Genomic DNA, 24191 nt, shown 5'->3' on the forward strand with positions numbered 1-24191 from the left:
CCGGCTCGCCGCCGAACGGCGCGACGAGTTCACCCGCGACATCGGCGCCCTGCGCGACGAGTTGATCGCCTCCGTACGGAAGGCCGTGCCGGACGCCGTCCTCGGCGGCGACCCCGTCGACCGCCTCGCCGCCAACGCCCACTTCAGCTTCCCCGGCTGCGAGGGCGACTCCCTGCTCCTGCTGCTGGACGCGCAGGGGATCGAGTGCTCCACCGGGTCGGCCTGTACGGCGGGGGTCGCGCAGCCCAGTCACGTACTGCTGGCGACCGGCACCGACCCCGAACTCGCGCGCGGCACGCTCCGGTTCACCCTCGGCCACACCTCTACGGAGGCCGACGTCAAGGCGCTCGCCGCGGCGATCGGCCCGGCGGTCCAGCGCGCCCGGACCGCCGGTCTCAGCTAGGACCTCACCACGGTCCCGCCGCGGGTCCCGCCCTCAGGCGCCCGTCGGGCTGGGACTCGGCGACCGCGTCTCCAGCTCCTCCCGCGCCGCCCGCACCAGCTTCATGTACCGGTCCCAGTCCCAGTGCGGCCCCGGGTCCGTGTGGTCCGTCCCCGGCACCTCCACGTGCCCGATGATGTGGGTCCGGTCGACGGGTATCGCGTACCGTCGGCAGATCCCCGCCGTCAGCCGCGCCGACGACTCGTACATGTCGTCCGTGAAGTCCTCCGGCCGGTCCACGAACCCCTCGTGCTCGATGCCGACGCCGCGTTCGTTGTACGAGCGGTTCCCCGCCTGGTACGCCACGTCCAGCTCGCGGATCATCTGCGCGACATGCCCGTCCTTGCGCACCACGTAGTGCGTGGCCGCCTGGTGCGCCGGGTCCTTGAAGACCTTCAGCGCCGTCCGGTAACTGCCCTGCACGACATGGATGATCACCCGGTCCACGGCGAAGTCGTCGGGCCGGTCCGCCCGCCGCCAGTTCGCCGACGACGCCGCCACCCACTCGGCGCCCGGGTGATCCAGCTCACCCGGTCTGCGCGGCTTCTCCACCCCGGGCACCTGGTACCAGAGCCGTGTCGCCTGGTCCTGACCTGCCAGGACCGCGAGCGTCCCGCCGCCCACCACCGCGGCGGCGCCGCCGATCAGAAAGGCGCGCCGTCTGATCGTCGACCCCTGGCCCGCCGGGGTCCCGCCTCGCTCCGCACCGCCTTCGTCCGCACCGCTCGAACCGCCCGTACCTGGGATGCCATCACTCGTGCCACCGCTCGCGTCGCCGCCGGCGCCACCGTTCGTGACGTCCAGCCTCCTCTTGCCCATGGACTGTCAACGGATACTCGCGCGATTCTGGTTCCCCGGCACCCTTACGCTGGTGTGGCTATGACTCAGACACCCCAGCGCCCCCTCCGTGTACTCGCCGCGATGTCCGGCGGCGTGGACTCCGCCGTCGCCGCCGCCCGCGCCGCCGAAGCCGGTCACGACGTCACCGGCGTCCACCTCGCGCTCTCCGCGAACCCGCAGTCCTTCCGTACGGGCGCGCGGGGCTGCTGCACCATCGAGGACTCGCGCGACGCCCGGCGGGCCGCCGATGTCATCGGCATCCCCTTCTACGTATGGGACCTCGCCGAGCGCTTCCGTGAGGATGTCGTCGAGGACTTCATCGCCGAGTACGAGGCCGGCCGCACCCCGAACCCGTGTCTGCGCTGCAACGAGAAGATCAAGTTCGCGGCGCTGCTCGACAAGGCGATCGCGCTGGGCTTCGACGCCGTCTGCACCGGCCACTACGCGACGGTCGTCACCGGCCCCGACGGGACCCGCGAGCTGCACCGCGCGAGCGACATGGCCAAGGACCAGTCGTACGTCCTCGGAGTGCTCGACGAGCGCCAGCTCGCGCACGCCATGTTCCCGCTCGGCGACACCCTCACCACGAAGGACGAGATCCGCGCGGAGGCCGAGCGCCGCGACCTGGCCGTCGCGAAGAAGCCCGACAGCCACGACATCTGCTTCATCGCCGACGGCGACACCCAGGGCTTCCTCGCCGCCCGTCTCGGGTCGGCCGAGGGCGACATCGTCGACGAGTCGGGGGCCAAGGTCGGCACCCACGACGGCGCGCACGGCTTCACCATCGGCCAGCGCAAGGGCCTGCGGATCGGCCACCCGGCGCCGGACGGCAAGCCGCGCTACGTGCTGGACATCTCGCCCGTCGACAACACCGTCACGGTCGGCCCCGTCGCCGCCCTCGACGTCACCGCCCTGACGGCCATCAGGCCCCGCTGGTGCGGCGGTACGGCCCCGGTCGGCCCGGGCGCCTACACGGCGCAGCTGCGGGCCCACGGAGACGAGACGGCGGTCACCGCCGAGCTGATCGACGGCACCCTGCACGTGAGCTTCGCGGAGGCCGTACGGGGCGTGGCCCCGGGCCAGGCGATCGTGCTGTACGACGGCACGCGCGTGGTCGGCTCGGCCACGATCGCGACGACGGTACGGCGCGCGGGGGCCCTGGCCGGCTGACCGGATTCACCGGCGGTCCCGTTACGCAAGCGTGACAGAGCGCGGTCTTGTGGCCCGCGCGGGGCTGCTCCAGGGTGCATGTATGCGCATACAGGCAGCGCATACATGCTGCCGCTCGTGCCGTTGAGCCCCCACCTGTTCTGCTCTCCCCCCAGGAGTACGACGCCATGACGCCTGCCGCCCCCGCCCCACGCCGCCGCACCGTCCTCGGCGGCGCCGCCCTCGGTACGCTCGCCACCGCCGGCCTGTCCAACGGGGCCGCCCAGGCCGCCCCGTTCGCCCCGGCGGCCCCCGCCGCGCCCGGCCCGGCCGGCACCGTCTCGTACCGGAACAAGCAGATCCTCGTCGACGGCAAGCCCGTGCTCGTACTCGCCGGAGAGATCCACTACTTCCGGCTGAAGAAGGCCGACTGGCAGTCCCGGCTCGACAAGGCCAAGGCCGCCGGGCTCAACGCCATCGCCACGTACATCCCCTGGATGTGGCACGAACTGCCCGACGGCACCATCGACGTCACCGGCCGCACCCGCCCCGAGCGCGACCTCGGCGCCTTCATCGACCTCTGCCACCGCAACGGCTTCCTCTTCATCGCCCGCCCCGGCCCCTTCACCATGGCCGAGCTGAAGGGCGAGGGCGTCCCCGAGCGGGTGCGCGAGGACCACCCCGAGATCGTCTCCACCGGCTGGCACGACGCTCCCGCCACCACGCCCACCGTCGACTACCTCGCGCCCGCCTTCCTCAAGGAGACGCGCCACTGGTACGCGGCGGTCATGCCGGTCCTCGCGAAGCGGCTGCACGGCAACGGCGGCCCCGTCGTCGCGGTCCAGCTCGACAACGAGATCGGGATGCTGGCCTGGGTCAGCAACTCACCCGACCTCACCGACCACCTGACCGCCGACTTCGACGGCTGGCTCCGTAAGGAGTACGGGGACGGGCTCGGCGCGCGCTACCCCTTCGCGGGCGAGGACCTGGCCGGGCGGCGCAAGGGGATCCGCAACCCGGAGGACGCCTACGGCGCGGCCCTGATGCACGATCTGGGCCGCTTCATGCGGGGCCGCTTCGCGCGGTACGTCACCGAACTGCGCACGGCCGCCGAGGAGTACGGGGTCACCGGCGTCCCGTTCGTGATCAACATCCACGGCACCTCCGACAGCCGTGCCGAGCCGTTCCCCATCGGAATCAGCCAGCTGATGGAGACCTACGGAGGTGTCGGGGGGACGATCTCCGGCGCGGACTTCTACCTCGGCGACCTGACCCTGCGCAATGTCACCGACCTGTATCTCATCAACGCCTTCATGGAGGCGGTCAACGACAAGGACCAGCCTGTCACGGCGCTGGAGTTCGACGCCGGGCACGCCGACTACGGGCAGAACATGGACAGTCAGACGAGTCCGTCCGGCGTCGATCTCAAGACCCGCCTGTGCGTCGCGCAGGGCGCCAAAATGGTCAACTACTACCTGTTCGCGGGCGGGTTCAATCCCAAGCTCGACAAGCCGGCCGGCGACGGTAACGACCGGATCGGCATCACCGGCGAGCGGCACGGCTTCGCCGCACCCGTCGACCCTGAGGGCCGGCCGGGAGTCAGCTACGAGCCGACGCGGCGTACGGTGCGCGCCATGGACTCGCTCGCCGACGTCCTCGCGCCGATGCGCACGACGTACGACGACGTGGCGCTCGGCTTCGTACCCGATCACTATCTGACCGAGTACCACCCGCCGGAGCTGGCATCCGTACAGAAGGTGCTGGACGAAGCGGTGAACACACGCGGCGCAGGACCGCGCGGCTCCCTGGCCCGCGCGATGCTGCTCGGCGGCTTCCGCTACCGGGGCGTGAACCTCCAGGCGGGCGACCTGGACCCGGCGGACGTACCCGTGTTCGCGCTGGCCACGGGCGAGCACCTGGGCGCCGGACTCCAGCGGCGCCTGGTCCGCTACGTCGAGGCGGGCGGCAAGCTGCTGCTGTCCGGGCGGCTGCCGGTCAAGGACATGGCCGACAAGCCCTGCACCGTCCTCGCGGACGCGCTGGGCCTCAAGGCCGGGAAGACGCTCACCGACGCGAACCGCTTCTGGCTGTCGGTGACCGCCCACGACTGGGCGGCGCCGCTGCCCGAAGTACGGCTGTCACGCACCCAGTTGTGCGAGCCCTCCCGCGGCAGGACGGTGCTGCGCGAGCTGTCCACGGGCAAGGGCTGCGGCTTCGACATCCCGCTCGGACGGGGCCGGGCCGTCGTGATCACCACCGACTACCAGTGCGACCTCACCTTCTGGGGACGCGCCTTCCGCGCCCTGGACGCCGCCCCCGCCATCCGGCACAGCGCGACCGATCCGGGGGTCTTCCTGCTGACGACGGCGGACGGTGAGCGCGGACGGCTGCTGCACGCCTTCAACGTCTCCTCCGGCTACGACCAGGACTTCACGGTCACGGAGAACGGCAAGCCCCTGTTCGGCGGCGAGAAGCTGCGTCTGCCCGGTCGTACGGCGGCGATCCTGCCGCTCGGGCTGGACGTCGGCGGCCTGCGCGTCGCGTACGCCACGGCGGAACTCACCGGCGGCGGCGACGGCCTGGCGACGTTCCGCGCGCTCGGCGGGTCCGACGCGGAGTCGGTGGTCGCGGTGGAGGGCGCGGCGCGCTGCGAGGGCGCCCGTGTCTCCACCGAGGGCGGCCGGACCGTGCTGCGCGTACGCCGGGCCGAGTTCACCGTACGCCGCGCCTGACGCCGCGCACGGCTTACGTGCCCGGCCACCGGCCCCGGACCGCGCCGACGCCTGTCGTGGGAGGCTGTGACCGGCCCCCTCACGCAGGCGGCGGCCCGTCCCGGCACCCCCGCCCCGACCGAAGGAAACCCGACCGTGGCCGAGCACTTCCTGGACTCCGTGCCCGGCACGGTCAGCAACGTCTTCTCGCGCGAGCTGCCCCCGGTGCTCGGCCTCGAACCCGGGGACACTCTCACCGTCCACACGCTCGACTGTTCGGGCCACCTCAAGCGGCGCCGTACGGCGGACGAGGACGTACCGCGCATGTTCGGCGAACGGCGTGGCCACTGCCTGGCGGGGCCGATCGCCGTACGCGGCGCCCAGCCCGGGATGGCGCTCGCCGTGACGCTGGAGTCCCTGCGCCCCGACGCGTGGGGCTTCACCGCGGCGGCGACGTCCGACACCCCGCTCACCCGCCGTCTCGGTCTGACCGGCGAGGACTCCGAGTGGCTGTCGTGGGACCTCGACGCGGACCGGGGCACCGGGACCGACCAGTACGGCCACACGGTCTCCCTCGCGCCGTTCCTGGGCGTCATCGGCACACCCCCCGACGAGCCGGGCGAGCACTCCACCACGCCGCCCCGCACCCTCGGCGGCGGCAACATCGACTGCCGCGAACTGGTCGCCGGATCCACCCTGTTCCTGCCCGTCACCGTCCCGGACGCGCTGCTCAGCGTCGGTGACGGCCACGCCGCGCAGGGCGACGGCGAGGTCTCCGGGACGGCGATCGAGTGCGGCATGACGACGCGCCTCACCGTCGGCCTCCAGCCGTCCCCGCCGCTCCCGACGCCGCACGCCGTGACCCCGGCGGGCCGGATCACCTTCGGCTTCGACGCGGACCTCAACGAGGCGTCGGCGCAGGCTCTCGACGCGATGCTGACGTGGCTGACGTCTCTGTACGGAGTGAAGCGGGCGACGGCGCTGGCTCTGGCCAGTACCACGGTCGATCTACGCGTGACCCAGGTGGCGAACCAGGCGTGGGGCGTGCACGCCCTGCTGCCGCACGACGCGATCCGCTGAACCCCACGCGCCCGTGTCTGCACCGGGCGTGGGCGGCGAGCATGCCGCCGGCCGACGGCGGGGCCGGCCCCGGCCCCTGCTCCTGATGTGACGTCACCGGTTTCACCGTCCTCACGCCGCCGCGGCGAAATACTCTTCGAGGACCGGCGCCAGCACATGCGGCGCCACCTCGTGCACCTGCCCCGTCAGCGTGCGGTGCCGCCCGCGCGGCAGCGCCTCGGCCACCGCGCGCGCCGCCCCCCGCACCGGCGGCGGACTCGCTCCCCCGTCCACGACCATGACCCGCGCCGTGATGCGCGCGAGCCGTTCCGTGGGCACCGGTCCCGGGCCCACCACGGCGTTGTCGTACGCCAGGGTGTGCGCCAGCGCCGTCATGCCCCGCCACATCGCCGACCGGCGCATCCCCGCCACCACGTCGGCCGGCACCCCCACGACCGACAGGAACAGCTCCACCGCCTCGTCCCGCCGTCCCTCCGACAGCAGCTCGTCCAGCCGCGCCGTGTAGGCGGCGTTGTCCGTGACCTCGGCCGGACCGGCGTCGTACGGAGGCTCGTAGACGGCGAGTTGGGTGATCGGCAGCCCCGTGGCAGCCGCCTCCAGCGCCAGGGCGGCGCCCGAGGACATACCACAGAGGGAGGCGCTGCCGCCCACCGTCGTAAGGAGGGCGGCGATGTCCTCCACCTCCCGTTCCACCGCGTACGGCGCCGTGTCGCCGCTGCCGCCGCGCCCCCGCCGGTCGTAGGTGATCACGCTGAAGCGCGGTGCGAGGAGCGCCGCCAGCGGTGCCTGCGCCGCCGCCGTGCTGAACGCCCCTCCCACCATGATCACCGGAGGCCCGTCGCCACCTGTCCGCCGGTACGCGATGAGGGTGCCGTCATCCGACTTCGCCCTGCCCACTTGGTCCATACGCCTTTGGACCGGCGCTCTCACCGGAACTCATCGGCGCCGGGCGGAATTCGCCGAAGATTCTTTTCCGTACCCGCGTGAGTGACCTCGCGCGGCCCCTCCGTACGGAGCCGCTCAGCCGGTGACGACCTCTGTCTCGTAGAAGCAGAAGTGGTCCTTGATCTCGGCGACTTCGTCCTTCGGCTCGGGATACGCCCAGACCAGATCGGGTGCGTCGGGCAGCGACCAGTAGGAGGCGTCGCCCTTGAACGGGCAGTGCGTCGTGGTGTCCGACGGACTGAGCAGCTCTGTACGTACGTCCTGCGGCGGCAGGTAGTAACGGACGGGCAGCCCGGTCTCGCGCAGCAGCAACGGCCGGCGGCTCTCCGCGACGACCTGTCCGTCACGGACGACCCGTACGTGCGTGTCGCCCTGCTCGACGGTGATGGTGTGCCCCTTGGCCATGACGATCCGCTCCTTCGGTGAACTCGGTCACGCTCTCCTACCGTCAGCAACGGCGGGCCACGCCCTCTTCCCGAAGAGGTCACCCGGATACCGTGGGGCCATGAATATCTGCGTCTTCCTCTCCGCCGCCGAGCTCGACGAGCGCTACACCCGCCCCGCCCGTGAGTTCGCCGAACTCCTCGGCAAGGGCGGCCACACGCTCGTCTGGGGCGGCTCGGACGTCGGCCTGATGAAGGTCGTGGCCGACGGGGTGGAGGAGGCGGGCGGGCGCCTCGTGGGGATCTCCGTGGGCTTCCTGGGTGCCACGGCGCGGGCACGGGCCGACGAGATGGTCGTCGCCAAGGACCTCGCGGAGCGCAAGGCGCTGCTCCTCGCCAGGTCCGAGGCCGTCGTGATCATGGTCGGTGGTACGGGCACGCTGGACGAGGCGACCGAGATCCTCGAACTGAAGAAGCACGGCATGCACGACAAGCCCGTGGTGCTGCTCAACACCGCGGGCTTCTACGACGGCCTCAAGGAGCAGTTCGGCCGCATGGACAGGGAGGGCTTCCTGCCGCTGCCCCTGACCGACCTGGTCTTCTTCGCGGAGGACCCGGTGGGCGCCCTCGCCTATCTGGAGGAGTCCGCCGGGGTGCGCTGACCTCGCCGCTGCCCGGCGCCGCCCCGGTGCCACCGGGGCACCGGGACCGTACAGCCGTGCCATGGGGTGATGCGAACATGACCCCATGGCTACCCATCTGATCACCGGCGCGGGCTCCGGCATCGGCGCCGCTGTCGCGCGCCGGCTGCACGCGCGCGGCGACGACCTGCTGCTCTTCGCCCGCGACGCCGGCCGTGGCAAGGAACTCGCCGAGACCTACCCTGGCGCCCGTACGCTCGTCGGCGACCTCGCGACCCCCGACCGGCTCTCCTGGGCGCTGTCCCACCAGACGCTCCCCGACCGGCTGGACTCGCTCCTGCACATCGCGGGCATCGTCGACCTCGGCCCCGTCGGCGAGCTGACGCCCAAGGCGTGGACGAGCCAGCTGAACGTGAATCTCGTCGCGCCCGCGGAGCTGACCCGGCTCTTCCTGCCCCAACTGCGCGCCTCGCAGGGCCAGGTGATCTTCGTCAACTCCGGCGCCGGACTCGCCGCCCACGCCGAGTGGGGCGCGTACGCCGCCTCCAAGCACGGCCTGAAGGCGCTCGCCGACTCCCTCCGTCATGAGGAGCGGCCGAACGGTGTGCGCGTCGCCTCGGTCTATCCGGGCCGCACGGCCACGCCGATGCAGGTCAAGGTGCACGGGCAGGAGGGCAAGGAGTACGACGCGTCGCACTGGATGGACCCGGAGTCGGTCGCCACGACGATCCTCACCGCCCTGGACCTGCCGCGCGACGCGGAGATCAACGACCTGACGGTGCGGCCGGGACGATGACGGAGACGATGAGCGGGACCGACGGCGCCGCCGCGATCCGGTGGGGCGCCGCCACCGGCGTCGGCTCCATGCCGGGCGGCGACGCGCGCGAGACGGCCAAGGGCGTCACCGGCACCTTCGAGGACTTCCCGCACCTCCCCGAACTGCCCGCGCGCGGCCCCGGCGCCGACATGATCGGGCGCACCGCCGGGATGCTCGTCGAGGTCTTCGCCCGTGTGGAGCCCAGCGGTTGGCGGATCGGCGACCGCCCCGGCCGTGACACCCGGCGGGCCCGGTCCTGGCTGGGCGAGGACCTGGACGCGCTCGAAGAGTTCACGCAAGGCTACGAGGGGCCGCTCAAGGTCCAGGTCACCGGCCCGTGGACGCTCGCGGCGGCCCTGGAACTGCGCAACGGCGAATCGGCGCTCAGCGACCCCGGTGCCTGCCGGGACCTGGCCGGATCCCTGGTCGAGGGACTGACGGCGCATCTCGCGGACGTACGGCGCAGGGTGCCCGGAGCCACGCCGGTGCTCCAGCTCGACGAGCCGTCCCTCACCGCCGTACTGCGCGGGCAGATCAGGACGGCCAGCGGATACCGCACCCACCGGGCGGTGGACCGGCAGGTCGTGGAGGACGCGCTGCGCCAGGTGATGCGGGCGAACGACGGGCCCGCCCTGGTCCACTCCTGCGCCCCGGACGTGCCGTTCGCGCTCCTGCGCCGCGCGGAGGCGGCGGCGGTGTCGTTCGACTTCTCGCTGCTCACCGAGCGTGACGACGACGCGATCGGTGAGGCGGTGGAGGGCGGGGTGAAACTCTTCGCCGGGGTCGTGCCGGGCACGGACACGGCATTGTCGGACCCGGGAGGTAGCGTCATGGGTATCAGAACGCTGTGGCGCAGGCTGGGGCTGGATCCGGGGACTCTCGCGGAGTCCGTGGTGATCACTCCGGCGTGCGGGCTGGCGGGTGCCTCACCCGCGTACGCCCGTGCCGCGACGGCGCACTGTGTCAGGGCGGCGCGATCCCTCGCGGACAACCCTGAGTGACATCGGCGGGACATGGGCCGCGCCGATCGCGGTGCTCGCGAAGACGCGGTGAAACGGGAGGACGAAACGGTGACTGGCGAACAGCAGACGGCAGTGCCCGCGGAGGCGCGGGAGCGGCACGCGCACCTCGCCGAGCAGGTCGAGGAGCACCGGTTCCGGTATTACGTGAAGGACCAGCCGGTCGTCAGCGACGGCGAGTTCGACAAGCTGCTGCGCGCCCTGGAGGTGCTGGAGGAGCAGTACGGGGAGCTGCGTACGCCCGACTCGCCGACCCAGAAGGTCGCCGGGGCGTACGAGACGGAGTTCACCGCGGTCGAGCACCGCGAGCGCATGCTCTCGCTGGACAACGCGTTCGACGACGAGGAGCTGGCCGCCTGGTCGGAGCGCGTCGCCAGGGACGTGGGCGCCCCGGGCTTCCACTTCCTGTGCGAGCTGAAGGTGGACGGGCTCGCCGTCAATCTCACCTACGAGCAGGGCAGACTGACGCGCGCCGCGACCCGCGGGGACGGCCGCACGGGCGAGGACATCACGCCCAACGTCCGTACGATCGCGGAGATCCCGCACCGGCTGAAGGGCGACCGGGTCCCTGAGCTGGTCGAGATCCGCGGCGAGGTCTTCTTTCCCATGGAGGGCTTCCAGGAGCTCAACGCGCGGCTGGTCGACGCGGGTGACAAGCCGTTCGCCAACCCGCGCAACGCGGCGGCGGGTTCGCTGCGCCAGAAGGACCCCAAGGTCACCGCGTCCCGCCCGCTGCACATGGTGGTGCACGGCATCGGCGCGCGGTCGGGCTTCGACATCGACCGCCTCTCGCACGCGTACGAACTGCTGGAGGAGTGGGGCCTGCCGACGGCCCAGCACAACAAGGTCGTCGAAGACCTGGCCGGAGTAAGGGAGTTCATCACCCACTTCGGTGAGAACCGGCACTCGGTGCGGCACGAGATCGACGGCGTCGTGGTGAAGCTGGACGAGATCGCCCTCCAGGGAAGGCTTGGTTCGACCTCCCGTGCCCCGCGCTGGGCGATCGCCTGGAAGTACGCGCCGGAGGAGGTCAACACCAAGCTGGTCGACATCCGCGTCGGCGTCGGACGCACCGGCCGGGTCACTCCGTACGCGGTGGTCGAGCCGGTCTTCGTCGCCGGCTCCGAGGTCGAGTTCGCCACCCTCCACAACCAGGAAGTGGTCAAGGCCAAGGGTGTCCTGATCGGTGACACGGTCGTGCTGCGCAAGGCGGGCGACGTCATCCCGGAGATCCTCGGCCCGGTCGCCGACCTGCGGGACGGCAGCGAGCGCGAGTTCGCGATGCCGGCCGTCTGCCCCGAGTGCGGCACGGGGCTGCGGGCCATGAAGGAGGGCGACATCGACCTCCGCTGCCCCAACGCCCGTTCCTGCCCTGCCCAGTTGCGCGAGCGGCTGTTCTACCTCGGTGGCCGCAAGTGCCTGGACATCGAGAACTTCGGCTATGTGGCCGCCGCCGCGCTGACGAAGCCGCTGGAGCCCGCTACGCCCCCGCTGCTCGACGAGGGCGACCTCTTCGGCCTCACCGTGGAGCAACTGCTCCCCATCAAGGCGTATGTGCTCGACATGGACAGCGGCCTGCCCAAGCGGGACCCGGAGACCGGCGAGGAGAAGATCGCCACCGTCTTCGCCAACCAGGAGGGCGAGCCGAAGAAGAACGCGCTGGCGATGCTGGAGCACATCGCGGCGGCCAAGGAACGCCCGCTGGCCCGGATCATCGCCGGGCTCTCCATCCGCCACGTCGGGCCGGTCGCCTCGGTCGCGCTGGCCCGCGAGTTCCGGTCCATCGACCGTATCGAGCAGGCCACGGAGGAGGAGTTGGCGGGCACCGAGGGGGTCGGCCCGGTCATCGCGGCCTCGCTCAAGCAGTGGTTCGAGGTGGACTGGCACCGCGAGATCCTGCGCAAGTGGCGGGCGGCCGGGGTCCGGATGGAGGACGAGGGCGCCGACGAGGACCAGGGACCGCGCCCGCTGGCGGGCCTCACCGTCGTCGTCACGGGCACGCTCGAACACCACACCAGGGATGGCGCGAAAGAGGCGCTCCAGACGCTCGGAGCGAAGGTGACCGGGGCTGTGTCGAAGAAGACCGCCTTCGTGGTCGTCGGTGACAACCCCGGCTCCAAGTTCGACAAGGCGATGCAGCTGAAGGTGCCGGTGCTGGACGAGGCGGGGTTCGCCGTCCTGCTCGCGGAAGGCCCCGACGCGGCGCGGGAAGCCGCCGTACAGGCGCCTGAGGCGGCCGAGGCCGCCGATGAGGGGGCGAAAGAACCGGCCAGGAAACCGGCCGGGGATGCCCCGGAATCGCCTGACGAAGCGTCTGCCGGAAGCGGCACCGAGTGACCGAACGGGCACAACAAGCCCTCGTAGGTCACCCGTTCGGCGCATACCAGATGGATAAGGAAGGGCGGGTTGCATTCGGGCAACAGCGGTAGAGCGCTGCCCGCCGACGCCGTTCGCGGCCTACTGTTGAGGGGTACGCCTGTCGTGCACGGCTGCGTGTGGGAAATCAGTCGTGGTGGCATGACAACGTGCCATCGCGTGGTAACGGCACTGCCGGCTGTGAGAGGGACGGGAATGAAACCGACCGAGAGCGCCGCCCCGGTCTCACGCCCGCGCGCATTCGCGGGGCTGGGAGGCCTGTCGGCCCGCGTGCCCCTCGTCGTGGTGGGAGTCGCCGCCTTCGTGCTGGCACTGGGCATCGTCCGGGAAGTACGCGACGGCCTGGCGCTCTTCCCGGACGGCACCACGGGCTGGTCGCTCGCCGTGCTCACCGGCATCATCGTGGGCCATCTCGTCGCGCTCGGCCGCGACCGCTGGTGGGGCGGCACGGGCTCCGGCGCCGCTCTCACCCTCGCGGTGCTGCTGCTGTACGGCTGGGTGGCCGCCGGACTGGTCAGCCTCGCCGTCGTCGTGCTCGTCGGCGTCGCCCGCAGACATCGCTGGCGCCAGGGCGCGCTCCACGGCGCCGTGGACATCCTCGGCATAGGGGCGGCGGCGCTGGTCCTGCTCGCCTTCGGCGACGTACCGACGGTCGCGAAGCCCTGGCAGCCCCTCCACTGGGGGATCGGCACCGTCCCCGAGATCGTGCTGGCGGCCGGGGCCTATCTGCTGGTGACCCGGCTGCTCCTGTGGTACTCGCTGACCCCGCAGGGCGGCGGCCTGCCCACCGTCGCCCGCACGGCCCTGCTGCGGCAGTGCCTGCTGGCCGTCGCGCTGCTCGGCATCACCCCGTTGATCTGTGTGGTCGCCGTGTCCCGGCCGGTGGTGCTGCCGTTGTTCGCCGTCCCGCTGATCGCTCTCGACTCCACCCTGTGGATCGCGCGCGCACGGGCCGAGGAGCAACTGCGCGACCCGCTGACCGGGCTGCCCAACCGTCAGTGGCTCCTTGAGCGGACCTGGACGGCGCTGGAGGAGGCCAAGAACCTCGGCGCCCGCTCCGCGCTCGTCCTGATCGACCTCGACCGGTTCCGCTCCGTCAACGACACACTCGGTCATCTCGCGGGCGACAGACTGCTGTTGCAGATAGCGGAGCGGCTCAAGCTGGCCCTGCCGCGCGGGGCGGAGGCCGCACGGCTCGGCGGCGACGAGTTCGCCGTACTGCTGCCGCTGGTCGACTCCATCACCAGCGCGCAGCGCGTCGCCCGCCATCTCGCGGCCGAACTGTCCTCGCCGCTCGACCTCGACGGACTGACGCTCGTGCTGGAGGCGAGCGCGGGGGTCGCCGTCTACCCCGAGCACGCGGTGGACGCGGAAGGGCTGCTCCAGCGGGCCGACGTCGCGATGTACCAGGCCAAGCGGGACCGTACGGGCGTGGAGGTGTACGAGTCGAAGCGCGACTCCAACACCCCCGACCGGCTCGGCCTGTTGGGCGATCTGCGGCGCGCGCTCGACGCGGGCGACGTGGAGCTGCACTACCAGCCCAAGGTCCGCTTCGACGGCCAGGTCGTCGGCCTGGAGGCGCTCGTACGGTGGGTGCATCCGGACCGGGGGAGAGTGCCCCCGGACGAGTTCATCGCGATCGCCGAGTCCTCCGGCCTGATGCCGTATCTCACCGAGTACGTCCTGGAATCGGCGCTCGGCCAGGTCGCCCGCTGGCGCGCCCAGGGCCTGTTCGTCCCGGTGGCCGTCAACGTCTCGCCGCGCGACGTCCACACCCCCGGCTTCGCCGGCGCGGTCGCCGCCCGGCTCGCCCGGCACGGCGTACCGGCCGGCGCGCTCCAGCTCGAGATAACCGAGCACGTCCTGCTGGAAGACCCGCAGCGGGCCGCCGACACCCTCGCCGGCCTGACCGGGCACGGCGTGAAGATGTCCCTCGACGACTTCGGCACGGGCTACTCGTCGCTGGTCCATCTGCGCCGCCTGCCGGTCAGCGAACTCAAGATCGACCGTTCGTTCGTGGCCCGCCTCGCCATCGACAACGAGGACGCGGAGATCGTCCGCTGCACGATCGACCTGGCGCACTCGCTGGGCCTGGTGGTCGTCGCCGAGGGCGTCGAGGACGACGAGACCTGGGAGCGCCTGCGCGACCTGGGCTGCGACGCCGTCCAGGGCTGGCTCGTGGCCGCCGCGATGCCCCCGCACGAGGCGACGTCCTGGCTGCTCGCCCGCGGTGAGACCGGCTGGCACCGCCCGCCGCCCGCACCGGCCCTGGAGCCGCCGCGCACCGACGCGTCGGGCCCCTCCAGCCGCGTCGTCCAGTAGGCGTTCGGCAGGCGTACGGCGGTCGGTGCCGGAGCCGGTGCCGCAGCCGGTGAGGTGAGCCGCGCCCGTACGCGACAGGGACGGGAAGCGGGCCGCGGGAAACCGTTGCGTGGGCACGGTGCCGCGCCCCATAGGATTGGGTCAAAATCCCGACACTCACCAGAGGATCGCTGCATGCCTGGCATCACGCGCGAGGAGGTCGCCCACCTCGCACGGCTGGCGCGTCTGGAGTTGAAGAGCGAAGAGCTCGATCACTTCGCCGGTCAGCTCGACGACATCATCGGCGCGGTCGCCCGCGTGGCCGAGGTCGCCGACCAAGACGTACCGCCGACCTCCCACCCGCTGCCGCTGACCAACGTCATGCGCGCGGACGAGGTACGCCCGTCGCTCACCCCCGAGCAGGCGCTCTCCGGCGCCCCGGCCCAGGAACAGCAGCGTTTCAAGGTGCCGCAGATCCTGGGGGAGGACTAACAGCCATGACGGACATCAAGACCGACATCATCCGGCTCACCGCCGCCGAGATCGCCGAGAAGGTCGCCTCCGGCGAGCTGACGGCCGTCCAGGTCACCGAGGCCCACCTGGCCCGTATCGACGCCGTGGACGAGAAGGTGCACGCCTTCCTGCACGTCGACCGGGACGGCGCCCTCGCGCAGGCCCGCGCCGTGGACGAGCGGCGGGAGCGCGGCGAGAAGCTCGGCCCGCTCGCCGGCGTCCCCCTCGCGCTGAAGGACATCTTCACCACCGAGGGCATCCCCACCACGGTCGGCTCCAAGATCCTCGAAGGCTGGATCCCGCCGTACGACGCGACGGTCACCCGGCGCCTCAAGGACGCCGGCGTCGTCATCCTCGGCAAGACCAACATGGACGAGTTCGCCATGGGGTCCTCGACCGAGAACAGCGCGTACGGCCCCACGGGCAACCCCTGGGACCTCACCCGTATCCCCGGCGGCTCCGGCGGCGGCTCGTCGGCCTCCCTCGCCGCGTACGAGGCACCGCTCGCCATCGGCACGGACACCGGCGGCTCGATCCGCCAGCCCGCGTCCGTCACCGGCACGGTCGGCGTCAAGCCCACCTACGGCGGCGTCTCCCGCTACGGCATGGTCGCCTTCTCGTCCTCGCTCGACCAGGGCGGCCCGTGCGCCCGTACGGTCCTGGACGCGGCCCTTCTCCACGAGGTCATCGCCGGACACGACCCGCTCGACTCGACGTCCATCGACGCCCCCGTCCCGCCGGTGGTCGAGGCGGCCCGCAACGGCACCGTCGCCGGTATGCGCGTCGGCGTCGTCCGGCAGTTCTCCGGCGAGCACTACCAGGCCGGCGTCATGCAGCGCTTCGCCGAGTCCGTCGACCTCCTCAAGGAGCTCGGCGCGGAAGTGGTCGAGCTGGACTGCCCGTCCTTCGACCTCGGCCTCTCCGCGTACTACCTGATCGCGCCCTCCGAGTGTTCGTCCAACCTCGCCCGCTTCGACGCCATGCGCTACGGCCTGCGGGTCGGCGACGACGGCAGCCGTTCGGCCGAGGACGTCACCGCCCTCACCCGTGAGGCGGGCTTCGGCGACGAGGTCAAGCGGCGCGTCATGCTCGGTACGTACGCGCTCAGCTCCGGCTACTACGACGCGTACTACGGCTCGGCCCAGAAGGTCCGCACCCTCATCGTGCGGGACTTCGAGAAGGCCTTCGAGCAGGTCGACGTGATCGTCTCGCCGACCACGCCCACCACCGCCTTCCCGATCGGTGAACGCGCCGACGACCCGATGGCGATGTACCTTTCCGATCTGTGCACCATCCCGACCAACCTGGCCGGAAACGCCGCCATGTCGCTGCCCTGCGGACTGGCGCCGGAGGACGGACTGCCGGTCGGACTGCAGATCATCGCCCCGGCGATGAAGGACGACCGTCTCTACCGGGTAGGCGCCGCGGTCGAGGCGGCGTTCGTGGAACGCTGGGGACACCCGCTGTTGGAGGAGGCACCGTCGCTATGAGCGCAATGACCAAGAAGGCCAAGAGTTTCAAGAAGTCGAAGTCCGGCATGTACCTGTCGATCGGCACGACCGCTTTCGGGGCGGTCAGCGTCGTCAAGCAGGCCAGGATGGCCCGCCAGGACAACGACACGCTGCGGCTGATCGACGCCGCCGTCTCCGCCGCCGCCATCGTCACCGGCATCGCTCTGCTCTACCGCGAGCTGAAGCGGCTGGGCGACGACGACGTCCTGCTGGGCTGAGCCCGCAGAGAGGGAAAGTTTCACCGTGACCGTCACTGAACACGTGTCGCTCGTCCCGTACGAGGACGCTCTCGCGACGTACGACCCCGTCATGGGCCTGGAGGTCCATGTCGAGCTCGGCACCAGAACGAAGATGTTCTGCGGCTGCTCCACCGAGCTGGGCGCCGACCCCAACTCGCAGACCTGCCCCACCTGTCTCGGCATGCCGGGGGCGCTCCCCGTCGTCAACGCGATCGGCGTCGAGTCCGCCGTCAAGATCGGTCTCGCGCTGAACTGCGAGATCGCCGAGTGGTGCCGGTTCGCCCGGAAGAACTACTTCTACCCGGACATGCCGAAGAACTTCCAGACCTCGCAGTACGACGAGCCGATCGCCTTCAACGGCTATCTGGACGTCCAGCTGGACGACGGCGAGATCTTCCGGGTGGAGATCGAGCGCGCCCACATGGAGGAGGACACCGGCAAGTCGCTGCACGTCGGCGGCGCCACCGGCCGTATCCAGGGCGCGTCCCACTCCCTGCTGGACTACAACCGCGCCGGCATCCCCCTCATCGAGATCGTCACCAAGCCGATCGAGGGCGCCGGGGCGCGTGCGCCGGAGGTCGCGAAGGCGTACGTCGCTGAGCTGCGCGAGCTGATCAAGGCGCTGGACGTCTCCGAGGCCCGCATGGAACAGGGGCAGATGCGCTGCGACGTCAACCTGTCGCTGCGCCCGCACGGCCGGACCAAGTTCGGCACCCGCTCCGAGACGAAGAACGTCAACTCCCTGCGCAGCGTGGAGCGGGCGGCGCGCTACGAGATCCAGCGGCACGCCGCGGTGCTCAACAGCGGCGGCACGATCATCCAGGAGACCCGCCACTTCCACGAGGAGGACGGCTCCACGACGTCCGGCCGCGTGAAGGAGGAGGCGGAGGACTACCGGTACTTCCCCGAGCCGGACCTCGTCCCGATCGCGCCCGCGCGCGCGTGGGTTGAGGAGCTGCGGGGCGGGCTGCCCGAGCTGCCCCGGCTGCGCCGCAAGCGGCTGCGCGAGGAGTGGGGCGTCTCGGAGCACGACATGCAGTCGATGCTCAACGCGGGCGCCGTCGACCTGATCACCGCCACCATCGAGGCGGGCGCCCCGGCGGACCAGGCACGCAAGTGGTGGATGGGCGAGCTGGCGCGCAGCGCGAACGAGACGTCCACCGACCTCGCGGCGCTCCCGATCACCCCGGCGCAGGTCGCCAGGGTGGCGGAACTGGTCACGGCGGGCGACCTGAACGACAAGCTGGCCCGCCAGGTCCTGGAGGGCGTCCTCGCGGGCGAGGGCGACCCGGACACCGTCGTCGAGAAGCGCGGCCTGAAGGTCGTCTCCGACGAGGGCGCGCTGGGTACGGCGGTGGACGAGGCGATCGCCGCGAACCCGGCGATCGCGGACAAGATCCGCGCGGGCAAGGTCGCGGCGGCGGGCGCGCTGGTGGGCGCGGTCATGAAGGCCACCCGCGGCCAGGCGGACGCGGCACGCGTCCGGGACCTGATCCTGGAACGCCTGGGCGCGCAGGGCTGAGGCTGAGCGGCGGGGCTTCGAGCGGCGGGGCTTCGCGGGCGCACCCGCGAAGCCCCGCCCGCCTGACGGCGCCCGGACGCCCGGGTGCCGTACCGGCGTCTCCCCGGCCGGGCTGTTGCGTAGGGCGGCCCGGCCGGGGCGTACCGGGTGGCTGCCCACGGCACGAGCGTGATCAACGAGGGCCGCGGCGGTGCCGGCCGGTTCCTTCGGCGCCCCTCGGCCTGCGCCCACCGGGTCACCGTGTCGGCCCAGCCCTCCGCGGCCCGCGAACCGGTGCGCATTCCGGCCAACTCCCGGCCCCGGCACCGGCGACTCGGGGGGCGTTGCCGGGGAGAGCCGGGCCGGGGTCGTAGGTTGGGCGGGTGCCGCGTGCGGCGCGTGATCGATTCGTCCGCCCACCAGCACTCAGGCGCCGCCCCGTGAACAGCCTCGCCGCCGAGATCGTGTCCGTCGGCCTGCTCCTCGGCGTACTCGCCTTCGCCGTCGCCCGGCCGAGAGGTCTGCCCGAAGCCGTCGCCGCGATTCCGGCCGCCGGTCTCGTCGTCGTACTCGGCGCCGTGTCGCCCGCCGACGCGTGGGAGCAGACGCACACGCTCCTGCCCGTCGTCGGATTCCTCGCCGCGATTCTCGTGCTCGCGCAACTCTGCGACGACGACGGCCTGTTCGACGCGGCGGGCGATCTCGTCGCCCGTTTCTGCGGCGGGCGGCCGGTCCGGCTGCTCGGCGGCGTGTTCGGCGTCGCCGCCGTCACCACCGCCGTGCTCAGCCTCGACGCCACCGTCGTCCTGCTGACCCCCGTCGTCTTCGTGACCGCGAGCCGCGTCGGCGCCCACCCCCGCCCGCACGTCTACGCCTGCACCCACCTCGCGAACTCCGCGTCGCTCCTGCTCCCCGTCTCCAACCTCACCAACCTCCTCGCGTTCACCGCCAGCGGACTGACCTTCACCCGGTTCGCGGTACTCATGGCGCTTCCGTGGCTGGCCGCGATCGCCGTCGAGTACGTCGTCCTGCGCCGCTTCTTCGCGGCCGACCTCGCCGTCGGGGCGCACCCTCCCAAGGAGGCCGAGCAGCGCACCGTACCGACGTTCACGCTCGTCGTCCTCGGCCTGACACTCCTCGCCTTCGCCGTCACCTCCCTCATCGGCATCGAACCTCTGTGGGCCGCCTTCGCCGGTACGGCCGTCCTCGCCGCCCGCGCGCTGCGGCGCCGACGCACCACGCTCCCCGCGCTCTGGCGCGCCGCCTCCCCGCTCTTCTGCCTCTTCGTCCTCGCGCTGGGCATCGTCGTCAAGGCCGTCGTCGACAACGGCCTCGACACCGGGATCAGCCGGATCCTGCCCGGCGGCGAATCCCTCACCACCCTGCTCGCGATCGCCGCCGTCGCCGCCCTCCTGGCCAATCTGATCAACAACCTGCCCGCGATCCTCGCCCTGCTGCCCGTCGTCGCGCCCGCGGGCCCCGGCCCCGTGCTCGCCGCGCTCATCGGGGTGAATCTGGGCCCCAACCTCACGTACGTCGGTTCGCTCGCCACCCTCCTGTGGCGCCGTGTCCTGCACGAACACGACTCCGCGCCCTCGTTGGGGCAGTTCACCCGGCTCGGTCTGCTCACCGTGCCCGCGACGCTGATCGCTTCGACCGTTGCCCTGTGGGGCACGCTCCAGTTGTGAGTGACGTGAAGACAACCGCCCTCGTCTGGATCAGCCCGTCCACCTGGCCCGCCTGCGTCGACGCGGCCCGCGAAAGAGCCCCCGACGACCACGTCGTCCTGCTGCACGTCGGCGACGACCGGATCGCCGCCGAGGCGCACCGCGCCTACGCGGGACTCCTCGGCCGTGGCCACGGACCCGAACGCGACCCCGGCAGCAGGCTGGAGGCGCTGTCCGGCGTCGCGGGCGCCGACCTCCTGGAGAAGGCGGCGCACCGGCTCGGCCGGCCCTGCGAACTGCTCGACCGGCACGGCCGTCCTCAGGAGGAGGTCATCCGCGCGGCTGCCGACGCCGACCTGTTGATCTGCGCGCGCGACGGCGACCCCGAGCGGCCGGGACCGCACAGCCTCGGCCCGGAGTCCCGCTTCGTGGTCGACCACGCGCCGTGCCCCGTCCTGCTGGTGTGGCCGCACCGGACCTGAGCCGGGGACCGAGCGGGCTCGGGCACCCCGCCCGCTGCGACAATGCCCGCATGGACACAGCAAGCAGGGACGAACTTCTCGCCGAGGCCGTCGATCTGCGCACCCGGGGGGAGACGGAGCAGGCCCGGGAGCGGCTGGTGGCTCTCGCGGACCGGCACCCGCAGGACGCCGAGGTGGCCTATCAGACCGCCTGGACACATGACGCGCTCGGCCTGGAGGCGGAGGCCGTCGCCTACTACGAACGCGCGCTCGCCGGAACGGATCTGTCGGCGCGGGACCGTCTCGGCGCACTGGTCGGTCTCGGCAGCACGTTCCGGATCCTCGGCCGGTACGAGGAAGCCGTTGGGACGCTGCGCGGCGGGCTGGTGGAGTTCCCCGACGACGGCGCTCTGCGGACGTTCCTCGCGATGGCGCTGTTCAACACGGAGCAGCACGAGGAAGCGACGCGGATCCTGCTGGAGTTGCTGGCGACGACCAGTGACGACCCGGGTGTGCGGGCGTACCGGCGGGCCATCGGCCACTACGCCAAGGACCTGCGCGAGGTCGTCCAGCAGGCGCCGTGAGCGCCTCTCGTACGCCCTACGGGTACAGGTCCCGGCCGTACGTCGCGGGGTCGTCCAGCGCGCCCAGGACGAGGTCGGCGAGGTCCGCGTAGGTCGTACGGGGCGCGAGACCCCGGTGCGGTGTGAAGGAGCGGGGGCGGTTGCCGCGCGCGGGGCCGTGGTGCAGCACCCCGGACCGTACGACCGTCCACTCCAGGCCGCTGGTGAGGACCACCGCGTCCTGGGCCTCCCGCTCCCGCAGGAGCGGCCGGGCCGTCGCGCGGTAGAGGGCGGCGATGGTACGGCCCGAGAGGCCGCGTACATGGGGGCCGTAGCCGGCCTCCGAGACGACGACCAGCCGGCGTACGGCCAGCTTCCGCATCGCGTCCACGATCAGTTCGGTGCCGCGTGAGTACAGAGGCGTCGTCCGGTTGCCCTTGAGGCCGAAGGCGATCACCGCGGCGTCGGCGCCGGTGAGGGCGTCGGTCACGGCGCTCTCGTCGAAGGGGCTGCCGGTCACCACCCGGTCCACGGGGGCGTCGCCCAGCCGCGCCGGCTCCCGCACCTGCGCGGTGGTGCGGTGCCCGGCGCGCGCGGCGGAGGCGAGGAAGGCTTGTCCGGTACGCCCGGTGGCGCCGAACACGGTGACATTCATGGGCAGGCTGTCCCTGTCGTATGCGCGGGAGTGCGTGAGTGCGGGTGCGCGGGGGCGCCCGTCGGACAGGCCCAGCTTGCGCCACCCGGCGCCCGACCGCCATGGATCCGCCCGGACCGGACGGGGGCGACTCTCGGACGTTCATCACCGGGCCGCCCCCGGGTCTTCCCGCCGCCACCTACGGTGACTAGCTTCCGGGCCGTAGCACTTGACTCGGGAGGATCTCTTGGCCACTGACATCTCACGGCGACGGCTCTTCGCGCTCGGCGGCGGCACCGTCGGCGCCGCCGCGGCGGCCTCCGTGCTGCCGCCGTCCCTGCGCGCCGCCATCGCCGCCGAGGCGCCGGCCGGGGGACTGGACGCCGTCAGGCATGTCGTGGTGCTCATGCAGGAGAACCGGTCCTTCGACCACTACTTCGGCACGCTGCGCGGCGTCCGGGGCTTCGGGGACCGCAACGCCGTGGAACTGCCCACCGGCCGCCCCGTGTTCGAGCAGCCGGGAGCCGTCGGCGGCGGCACCGTCCTGCCCTTCCCCGTACGCGACGCCGCCGAGGCGCAGAAGAAGGACCTTCAGTACATAGGCGACCTCGACCACTCCTGGAACGGTGGCGCCAAGGCGTGGAGCAACGGCTGGATGGACGGCTGGGTCACCGCCAAGACCGCCGCCACCATGGCGTACTACGACCGCGCCGACATCCCGCTGCACCACGAACTGGCCGACACCTTCACCATCTGCGACGCCTACCACTCGTCCGTCCACACCTCCACCAGCCCCAACCGCAACCACCTGTGGAGCGGCTGGACCGGCTACGAGGCGGACGGCCGGCGCGCCGTCGGCAACGACGCGTACGCCGAGGACACCCATCCCGGCTACGCGTGGCCGACGTACGCGGAGCGGCTGGAGAAGGCCGGACGCACCTGGAAGACGTACTCGGAGTGGGAGAACTTCACCGACAACAACATCGAGTTCTTCACCTCCTTCAAGAAGATCGCGCACAAGGCGCTCACCACGGCGCGTGAACTCGACGTCGAAGGCGCCGACGGCTTCACGTTCATGGAGGCCTTCTACGCCGCGGTGCGGGGCACCGACGACACCGCCGTACGGGCCCGGCTGCTCGCCGCGCTGGAGGAAGGCGTCGCGAGCCTCACCGCCCCGGAGCGCTCGCTCTTCGAGCGCGGGCTGCGGCGCGTGGAGTCCGGCACCCTCGCCGCGTCGTTCCGCGCCGACGTGGCGGCGGGCACGCTGCCCGAGGTGTCGTACCTGGTGCCCTCCGCCGTCGACTCCGAGCACCCCGGCGCGTCCTCGCCGGTCGCCAGCGCCGGCCTCGTCTACCAGGTGCTCGACGCGCTCGGCGCCCACCCCGACGTCTGGCGGCACACGGTCCTGCTGATCAACTACGACGAGAACGACGGCTTCTTCGACCACGTCCCGCCGCCCGTGCCGCCCGTGGACGACGCCGCCGAACGCTGGGAGGGCCGCCCCACGGGGCTCGGCATCCGCGTGCCGCTGCTCGTCGTCTCGCCCTGGACCGTCGGCGGCTACGTCTGCTCGCAGGTCTTCGACCACACCTCCGTCATCCGCTTCATGGAGAAGTGGACCGGGGTGAAGGAGCCCAACATCACCCCGTGGCGGCGCGCCGTCACCGGCGATCTGACGTCCGCCTTCGACTTCGGACGGAGCCGGCCGCGTCCGGACGTCGAGCAGCCCGGCCCCGTCCCGCCGTTCACGGGGCGCTGGCGGCCGGCGCCGCCGGCCGTGCAGCGGATGCCGGTGCAGGAGCCCGGTACGCGGCCCGCCCGCCCGCTGCCGTACCAGCCGGACGCCTACGGCAGCCTCGTGGCCGGCCGCGCCGGGGCGCGCGCCCTGCGGCTCGAACTGCGCAACACGGGGCGGTCGAGCGCCCACTTCGCGCTCTATCCGTACGCCGGTGAGTTCGACGTCCCGCAGCACCGGGACGTCAGGGGTACGTCGCAATGGACGGTGCCTCTCACCGGTGACGCGTACCGCTTCACGATCACCGGGCCCAACGGCTTCCGCCGCGAGTTCGCCGGTCCCGTCGCGGGCCGCGGCGCCGAGGTCAGCTCGTCCGTCGACCACCACGACCGCGATCTGCATCTCACCCTCCGTAATGAGGGTGATCTGCCCGTCACGTTCACCGTGCGCTCCCTCGGTTACGCCGACGAGGCCGATCTCCGCGACTGGAAGCGCGAGTTCAAGGTCAAGCCCGGACGCAGCCGCCATGTCGTGCACTCGGCCGCCGACGCGCACGGGTGGTACGACATCGAGGTGACGGCCGGCCGGGGCTTCCGGCGACGGCTGATGGGTCACATCGAGAACGGGAAGCCGAGCGTCTCCGGCTGAACCGGAATTACTGGC

At 72.0% G+C, this 24191-nt stretch carries 21 protein-coding genes; 17 read left to right on the forward strand and 4 right to left on the reverse strand.

Features of this window, described 5'->3' with window-relative positions:
- The coding region (locus BHU15_RS31880; RefSeq protein WP_141726921.1) for an aminotransferase class V-fold PLP-dependent enzyme at positions 1–403 on the forward strand (403 nt) is incomplete at its 5' end.
- 33 nt (positions 404–436) lie between these two features.
- Here BHU15_RS31880 and BHU15_RS31885 read toward each other — a convergent pair.
- Entirely contained in the window at positions 437–1261 is an 825-nt protein-coding gene (locus BHU15_RS31885) for an N-acetylmuramoyl-L-alanine amidase (RefSeq protein ID WP_079128511.1), read from the reverse strand.
- Positions 1262–1321: 60 nt separating this feature from the next.
- On the opposite strand from BHU15_RS31885, the gene mnmA reads away from it, so the two are divergent.
- The 3 genes from mnmA (at position 1322) to BHU15_RS31900 (ending at position 6222) form a co-directional block, all read left to right on the forward strand.
- A complete protein-coding gene (gene mnmA / locus BHU15_RS31890; protein ID WP_069630313.1) occupies positions 1322–2452 on the forward strand; it encodes a tRNA 2-thiouridine(34) synthase MnmA in 1131 nt (376 codons plus the stop codon).
- A 167-nt stretch (positions 2453–2619) separates the two neighbouring features.
- Entirely contained in the window at positions 2620–5163 is a 2544-nt protein-coding gene (locus BHU15_RS31895; RefSeq protein ID WP_069630314.1) for a beta-galactosidase, read from the forward strand.
- Positions 5164–5229: 66 nt separating this feature from the next.
- Positions 5230–6222 carry an acetamidase/formamidase family protein gene (locus tag BHU15_RS31900; protein ID WP_218028089.1) on the forward strand — a complete coding sequence of 331 codons (993 nt, stop codon included), beginning with the start codon at positions 5230–5232 and terminating at the stop codon, positions 6220–6222.
- A 111-nt stretch (positions 6223–6333) separates the two neighbouring features.
- Here BHU15_RS31900 and BHU15_RS31905 read toward each other — a convergent pair whose 3' ends face one another.
- A complete protein-coding gene (locus tag BHU15_RS31905; RefSeq protein ID WP_069630332.1) occupies positions 6334–7119 on the reverse strand; it encodes an alpha/beta fold hydrolase in 786 nt (261 codons plus the stop codon).
- 123 nt (positions 7120–7242) lie between these two features.
- Entirely contained in the window at positions 7243–7572 is a 330-nt protein-coding gene (locus BHU15_RS31910; RefSeq protein WP_069630315.1) for a DUF427 domain-containing protein, read from the reverse strand.
- Positions 7573–7672: 100 nt separating this feature from the next.
- Between BHU15_RS31910 and BHU15_RS31915 the strand changes: the two genes are divergently transcribed.
- The 12 genes from BHU15_RS31915 to BHU15_RS31970 all read left to right on the forward strand — a co-directional run bounded on the left by BHU15_RS31915 (position 7673) and on the right by BHU15_RS31970 (position 21180).
- Complete coding sequence (locus BHU15_RS31915; RefSeq protein WP_069630316.1) at positions 7673–8212, forward strand: LOG family protein; 540 nt, start codon at positions 7673–7675, stop codon at positions 8210–8212.
- Between the two features lie 85 nt (positions 8213–8297).
- Positions 8298–8987, forward strand: a complete 690-nt coding sequence (locus BHU15_RS31920) for an SDR family oxidoreductase (RefSeq protein WP_069630317.1) — start codon at positions 8298–8300, stop codon at positions 8985–8987.
- Between the two features lie 8 nt (positions 8988–8995).
- Entirely contained in the window at positions 8996–10009 is a 1014-nt protein-coding gene (locus tag BHU15_RS31925) for a methionine synthase (protein WP_031229413.1), read from the forward strand.
- A 69-nt stretch (positions 10010–10078) separates the two neighbouring features.
- Positions 10079–12364, forward strand: a complete 2286-nt coding sequence (gene ligA / locus BHU15_RS31930) for an NAD-dependent DNA ligase LigA (protein ID WP_255293258.1) — start codon at positions 10079–10081, stop codon at positions 12362–12364.
- A gap of 234 nt (positions 12365–12598) precedes the next feature.
- Entirely contained in the window at positions 12599–14725 is a 2127-nt protein-coding gene (locus BHU15_RS31935; RefSeq protein WP_069630318.1) for a putative bifunctional diguanylate cyclase/phosphodiesterase, read from the forward strand.
- Positions 14726–14899: 174 nt separating this feature from the next.
- Positions 14900–15196, forward strand: coding sequence for an Asp-tRNA(Asn)/Glu-tRNA(Gln) amidotransferase subunit GatC (gene gatC / locus BHU15_RS31940; protein WP_023538474.1), 297 nt, complete (start codon positions 14900–14902; stop codon positions 15194–15196).
- Between the two features lie 5 nt (positions 15197–15201).
- On the forward strand, positions 15202–16707 hold the full coding sequence (gene gatA, locus BHU15_RS31945) for an Asp-tRNA(Asn)/Glu-tRNA(Gln) amidotransferase subunit GatA (protein ID WP_069630319.1): 1506 nt from the start codon (positions 15202–15204) through the stop codon (positions 16705–16707).
- Complete coding sequence (locus BHU15_RS31950; RefSeq protein ID WP_031229410.1) at positions 16704–16946, forward strand: hypothetical protein; 243 nt, start codon at positions 16704–16706, stop codon at positions 16944–16946. The genes gatA and BHU15_RS31950 overlap by 4 nt, the downstream gene beginning before the upstream one ends.
- A gap of 25 nt (positions 16947–16971) precedes the next feature.
- Positions 16972–18489 carry an Asp-tRNA(Asn)/Glu-tRNA(Gln) amidotransferase subunit GatB gene (gene gatB / locus BHU15_RS31955; RefSeq protein ID WP_069630320.1) on the forward strand — a complete coding sequence of 506 codons (1518 nt, stop codon included), beginning with the start codon at positions 16972–16974 and terminating at the stop codon, positions 18487–18489.
- 419 nt (positions 18490–18908) lie between these two features.
- The gene (locus BHU15_RS31960) at positions 18909–20156 is read left to right on the forward strand and encodes an SLC13 family permease (protein ID WP_069630321.1); all 1248 of its coding nucleotides are present in this window, start codon (positions 18909–18911) and stop codon (positions 20154–20156) included.
- Positions 20153–20617 (forward strand): universal stress protein, encoded by a 465-nt coding sequence (locus BHU15_RS31965; RefSeq protein ID WP_368483229.1) that lies wholly within the window; start codon positions 20153–20155, stop codon positions 20615–20617. The genes BHU15_RS31960 and BHU15_RS31965 overlap by 4 nt, the downstream gene beginning before the upstream one ends.
- 50 nt (positions 20618–20667) lie before the next feature.
- Positions 20668–21180, forward strand: coding sequence for a tetratricopeptide repeat protein (locus BHU15_RS31970; RefSeq protein ID WP_069630323.1), 513 nt, complete (start codon positions 20668–20670; stop codon positions 21178–21180).
- 16 nt (positions 21181–21196) lie between these two features.
- On the opposite strand, the gene BHU15_RS31975 is transcribed toward BHU15_RS31970, so the two are convergent.
- A complete protein-coding gene (locus BHU15_RS31975; protein WP_069630324.1) occupies positions 21197–21814 on the reverse strand; it encodes an NAD(P)-dependent oxidoreductase in 618 nt (205 codons plus the stop codon).
- 226 nt (positions 21815–22040) lie between these two features.
- Here BHU15_RS31975 and BHU15_RS31980 point away from each other — a divergent pair, with 226 nt between their 5' ends.
- Positions 22041–24176 carry a phosphocholine-specific phospholipase C gene (locus BHU15_RS31980; protein ID WP_069630325.1) on the forward strand — a complete coding sequence of 712 codons (2136 nt, stop codon included), beginning with the start codon at positions 22041–22043 and terminating at the stop codon, positions 24174–24176.
- Positions 24177–24191 lie beyond the last annotated feature (15 nt).

This window comes from Streptomyces niveus (genome assembly GCF_001723055.1).
Lineage (GTDB): Bacteria > Actinomycetota > Actinomycetes > Streptomycetales > Streptomycetaceae > Streptomyces > Streptomyces niveus.

Excerpts from the sequence above, each read along its gene's own strand:
- BHU15_RS31885 (WP_079128511.1), bottom strand. The coding sequence starts at position 1,261 with ATGGGCAAGAGGAGGCTGGACGTCACGAACGGTGGCGCCGGCGGCGAC.
- mnmA (WP_069630313.1), top strand. The coding sequence starts at position 1,322 with ATGACTCAGACACCCCAGCGCCCCCTCCGTGTACTCGCCGCGATGTCC.
- BHU15_RS31895 (WP_069630314.1), top strand. The coding sequence starts at position 2,620 with ATGACGCCTGCCGCCCCCGCCCCACGCCGCCGCACCGTCCTCGGCGGC.
- BHU15_RS31910 (WP_069630315.1), bottom strand. The coding sequence starts at position 7,572 with ATGGCCAAGGGGCACACCATCACCGTCGAGCAGGGCGACACGCACGTA.
- BHU15_RS31915 (WP_069630316.1), top strand. The coding sequence starts at position 7,673 with ATGAATATCTGCGTCTTCCTCTCCGCCGCCGAGCTCGACGAGCGCTAC.
- BHU15_RS31920 (WP_069630317.1), top strand. The coding sequence starts at position 8,298 with ATGGCTACCCATCTGATCACCGGCGCGGGCTCCGGCATCGGCGCCGCT.
- BHU15_RS31925 (WP_031229413.1), top strand. The coding sequence starts at position 8,996 with ATGAGCGGGACCGACGGCGCCGCCGCGATCCGGTGGGGCGCCGCCACC.
- BHU15_RS31935 (WP_069630318.1), top strand. The coding sequence starts at position 12,599 with ATGAAACCGACCGAGAGCGCCGCCCCGGTCTCACGCCCGCGCGCATTC.
- gatC (WP_023538474.1), top strand. The coding sequence starts at position 14,900 with ATGCCTGGCATCACGCGCGAGGAGGTCGCCCACCTCGCACGGCTGGCG.
- gatA (WP_069630319.1), top strand. The coding sequence starts at position 15,202 with ATGACGGACATCAAGACCGACATCATCCGGCTCACCGCCGCCGAGATC.
- BHU15_RS31950 (WP_031229410.1), top strand. The coding sequence starts at position 16,704 with ATGAGCGCAATGACCAAGAAGGCCAAGAGTTTCAAGAAGTCGAAGTCC.
- BHU15_RS31970 (WP_069630323.1), top strand. The coding sequence starts at position 20,668 with ATGGACACAGCAAGCAGGGACGAACTTCTCGCCGAGGCCGTCGATCTG.
- BHU15_RS31975 (WP_069630324.1), bottom strand. The coding sequence starts at position 21,814 with ATGAATGTCACCGTGTTCGGCGCCACCGGGCGTACCGGACAAGCCTTC.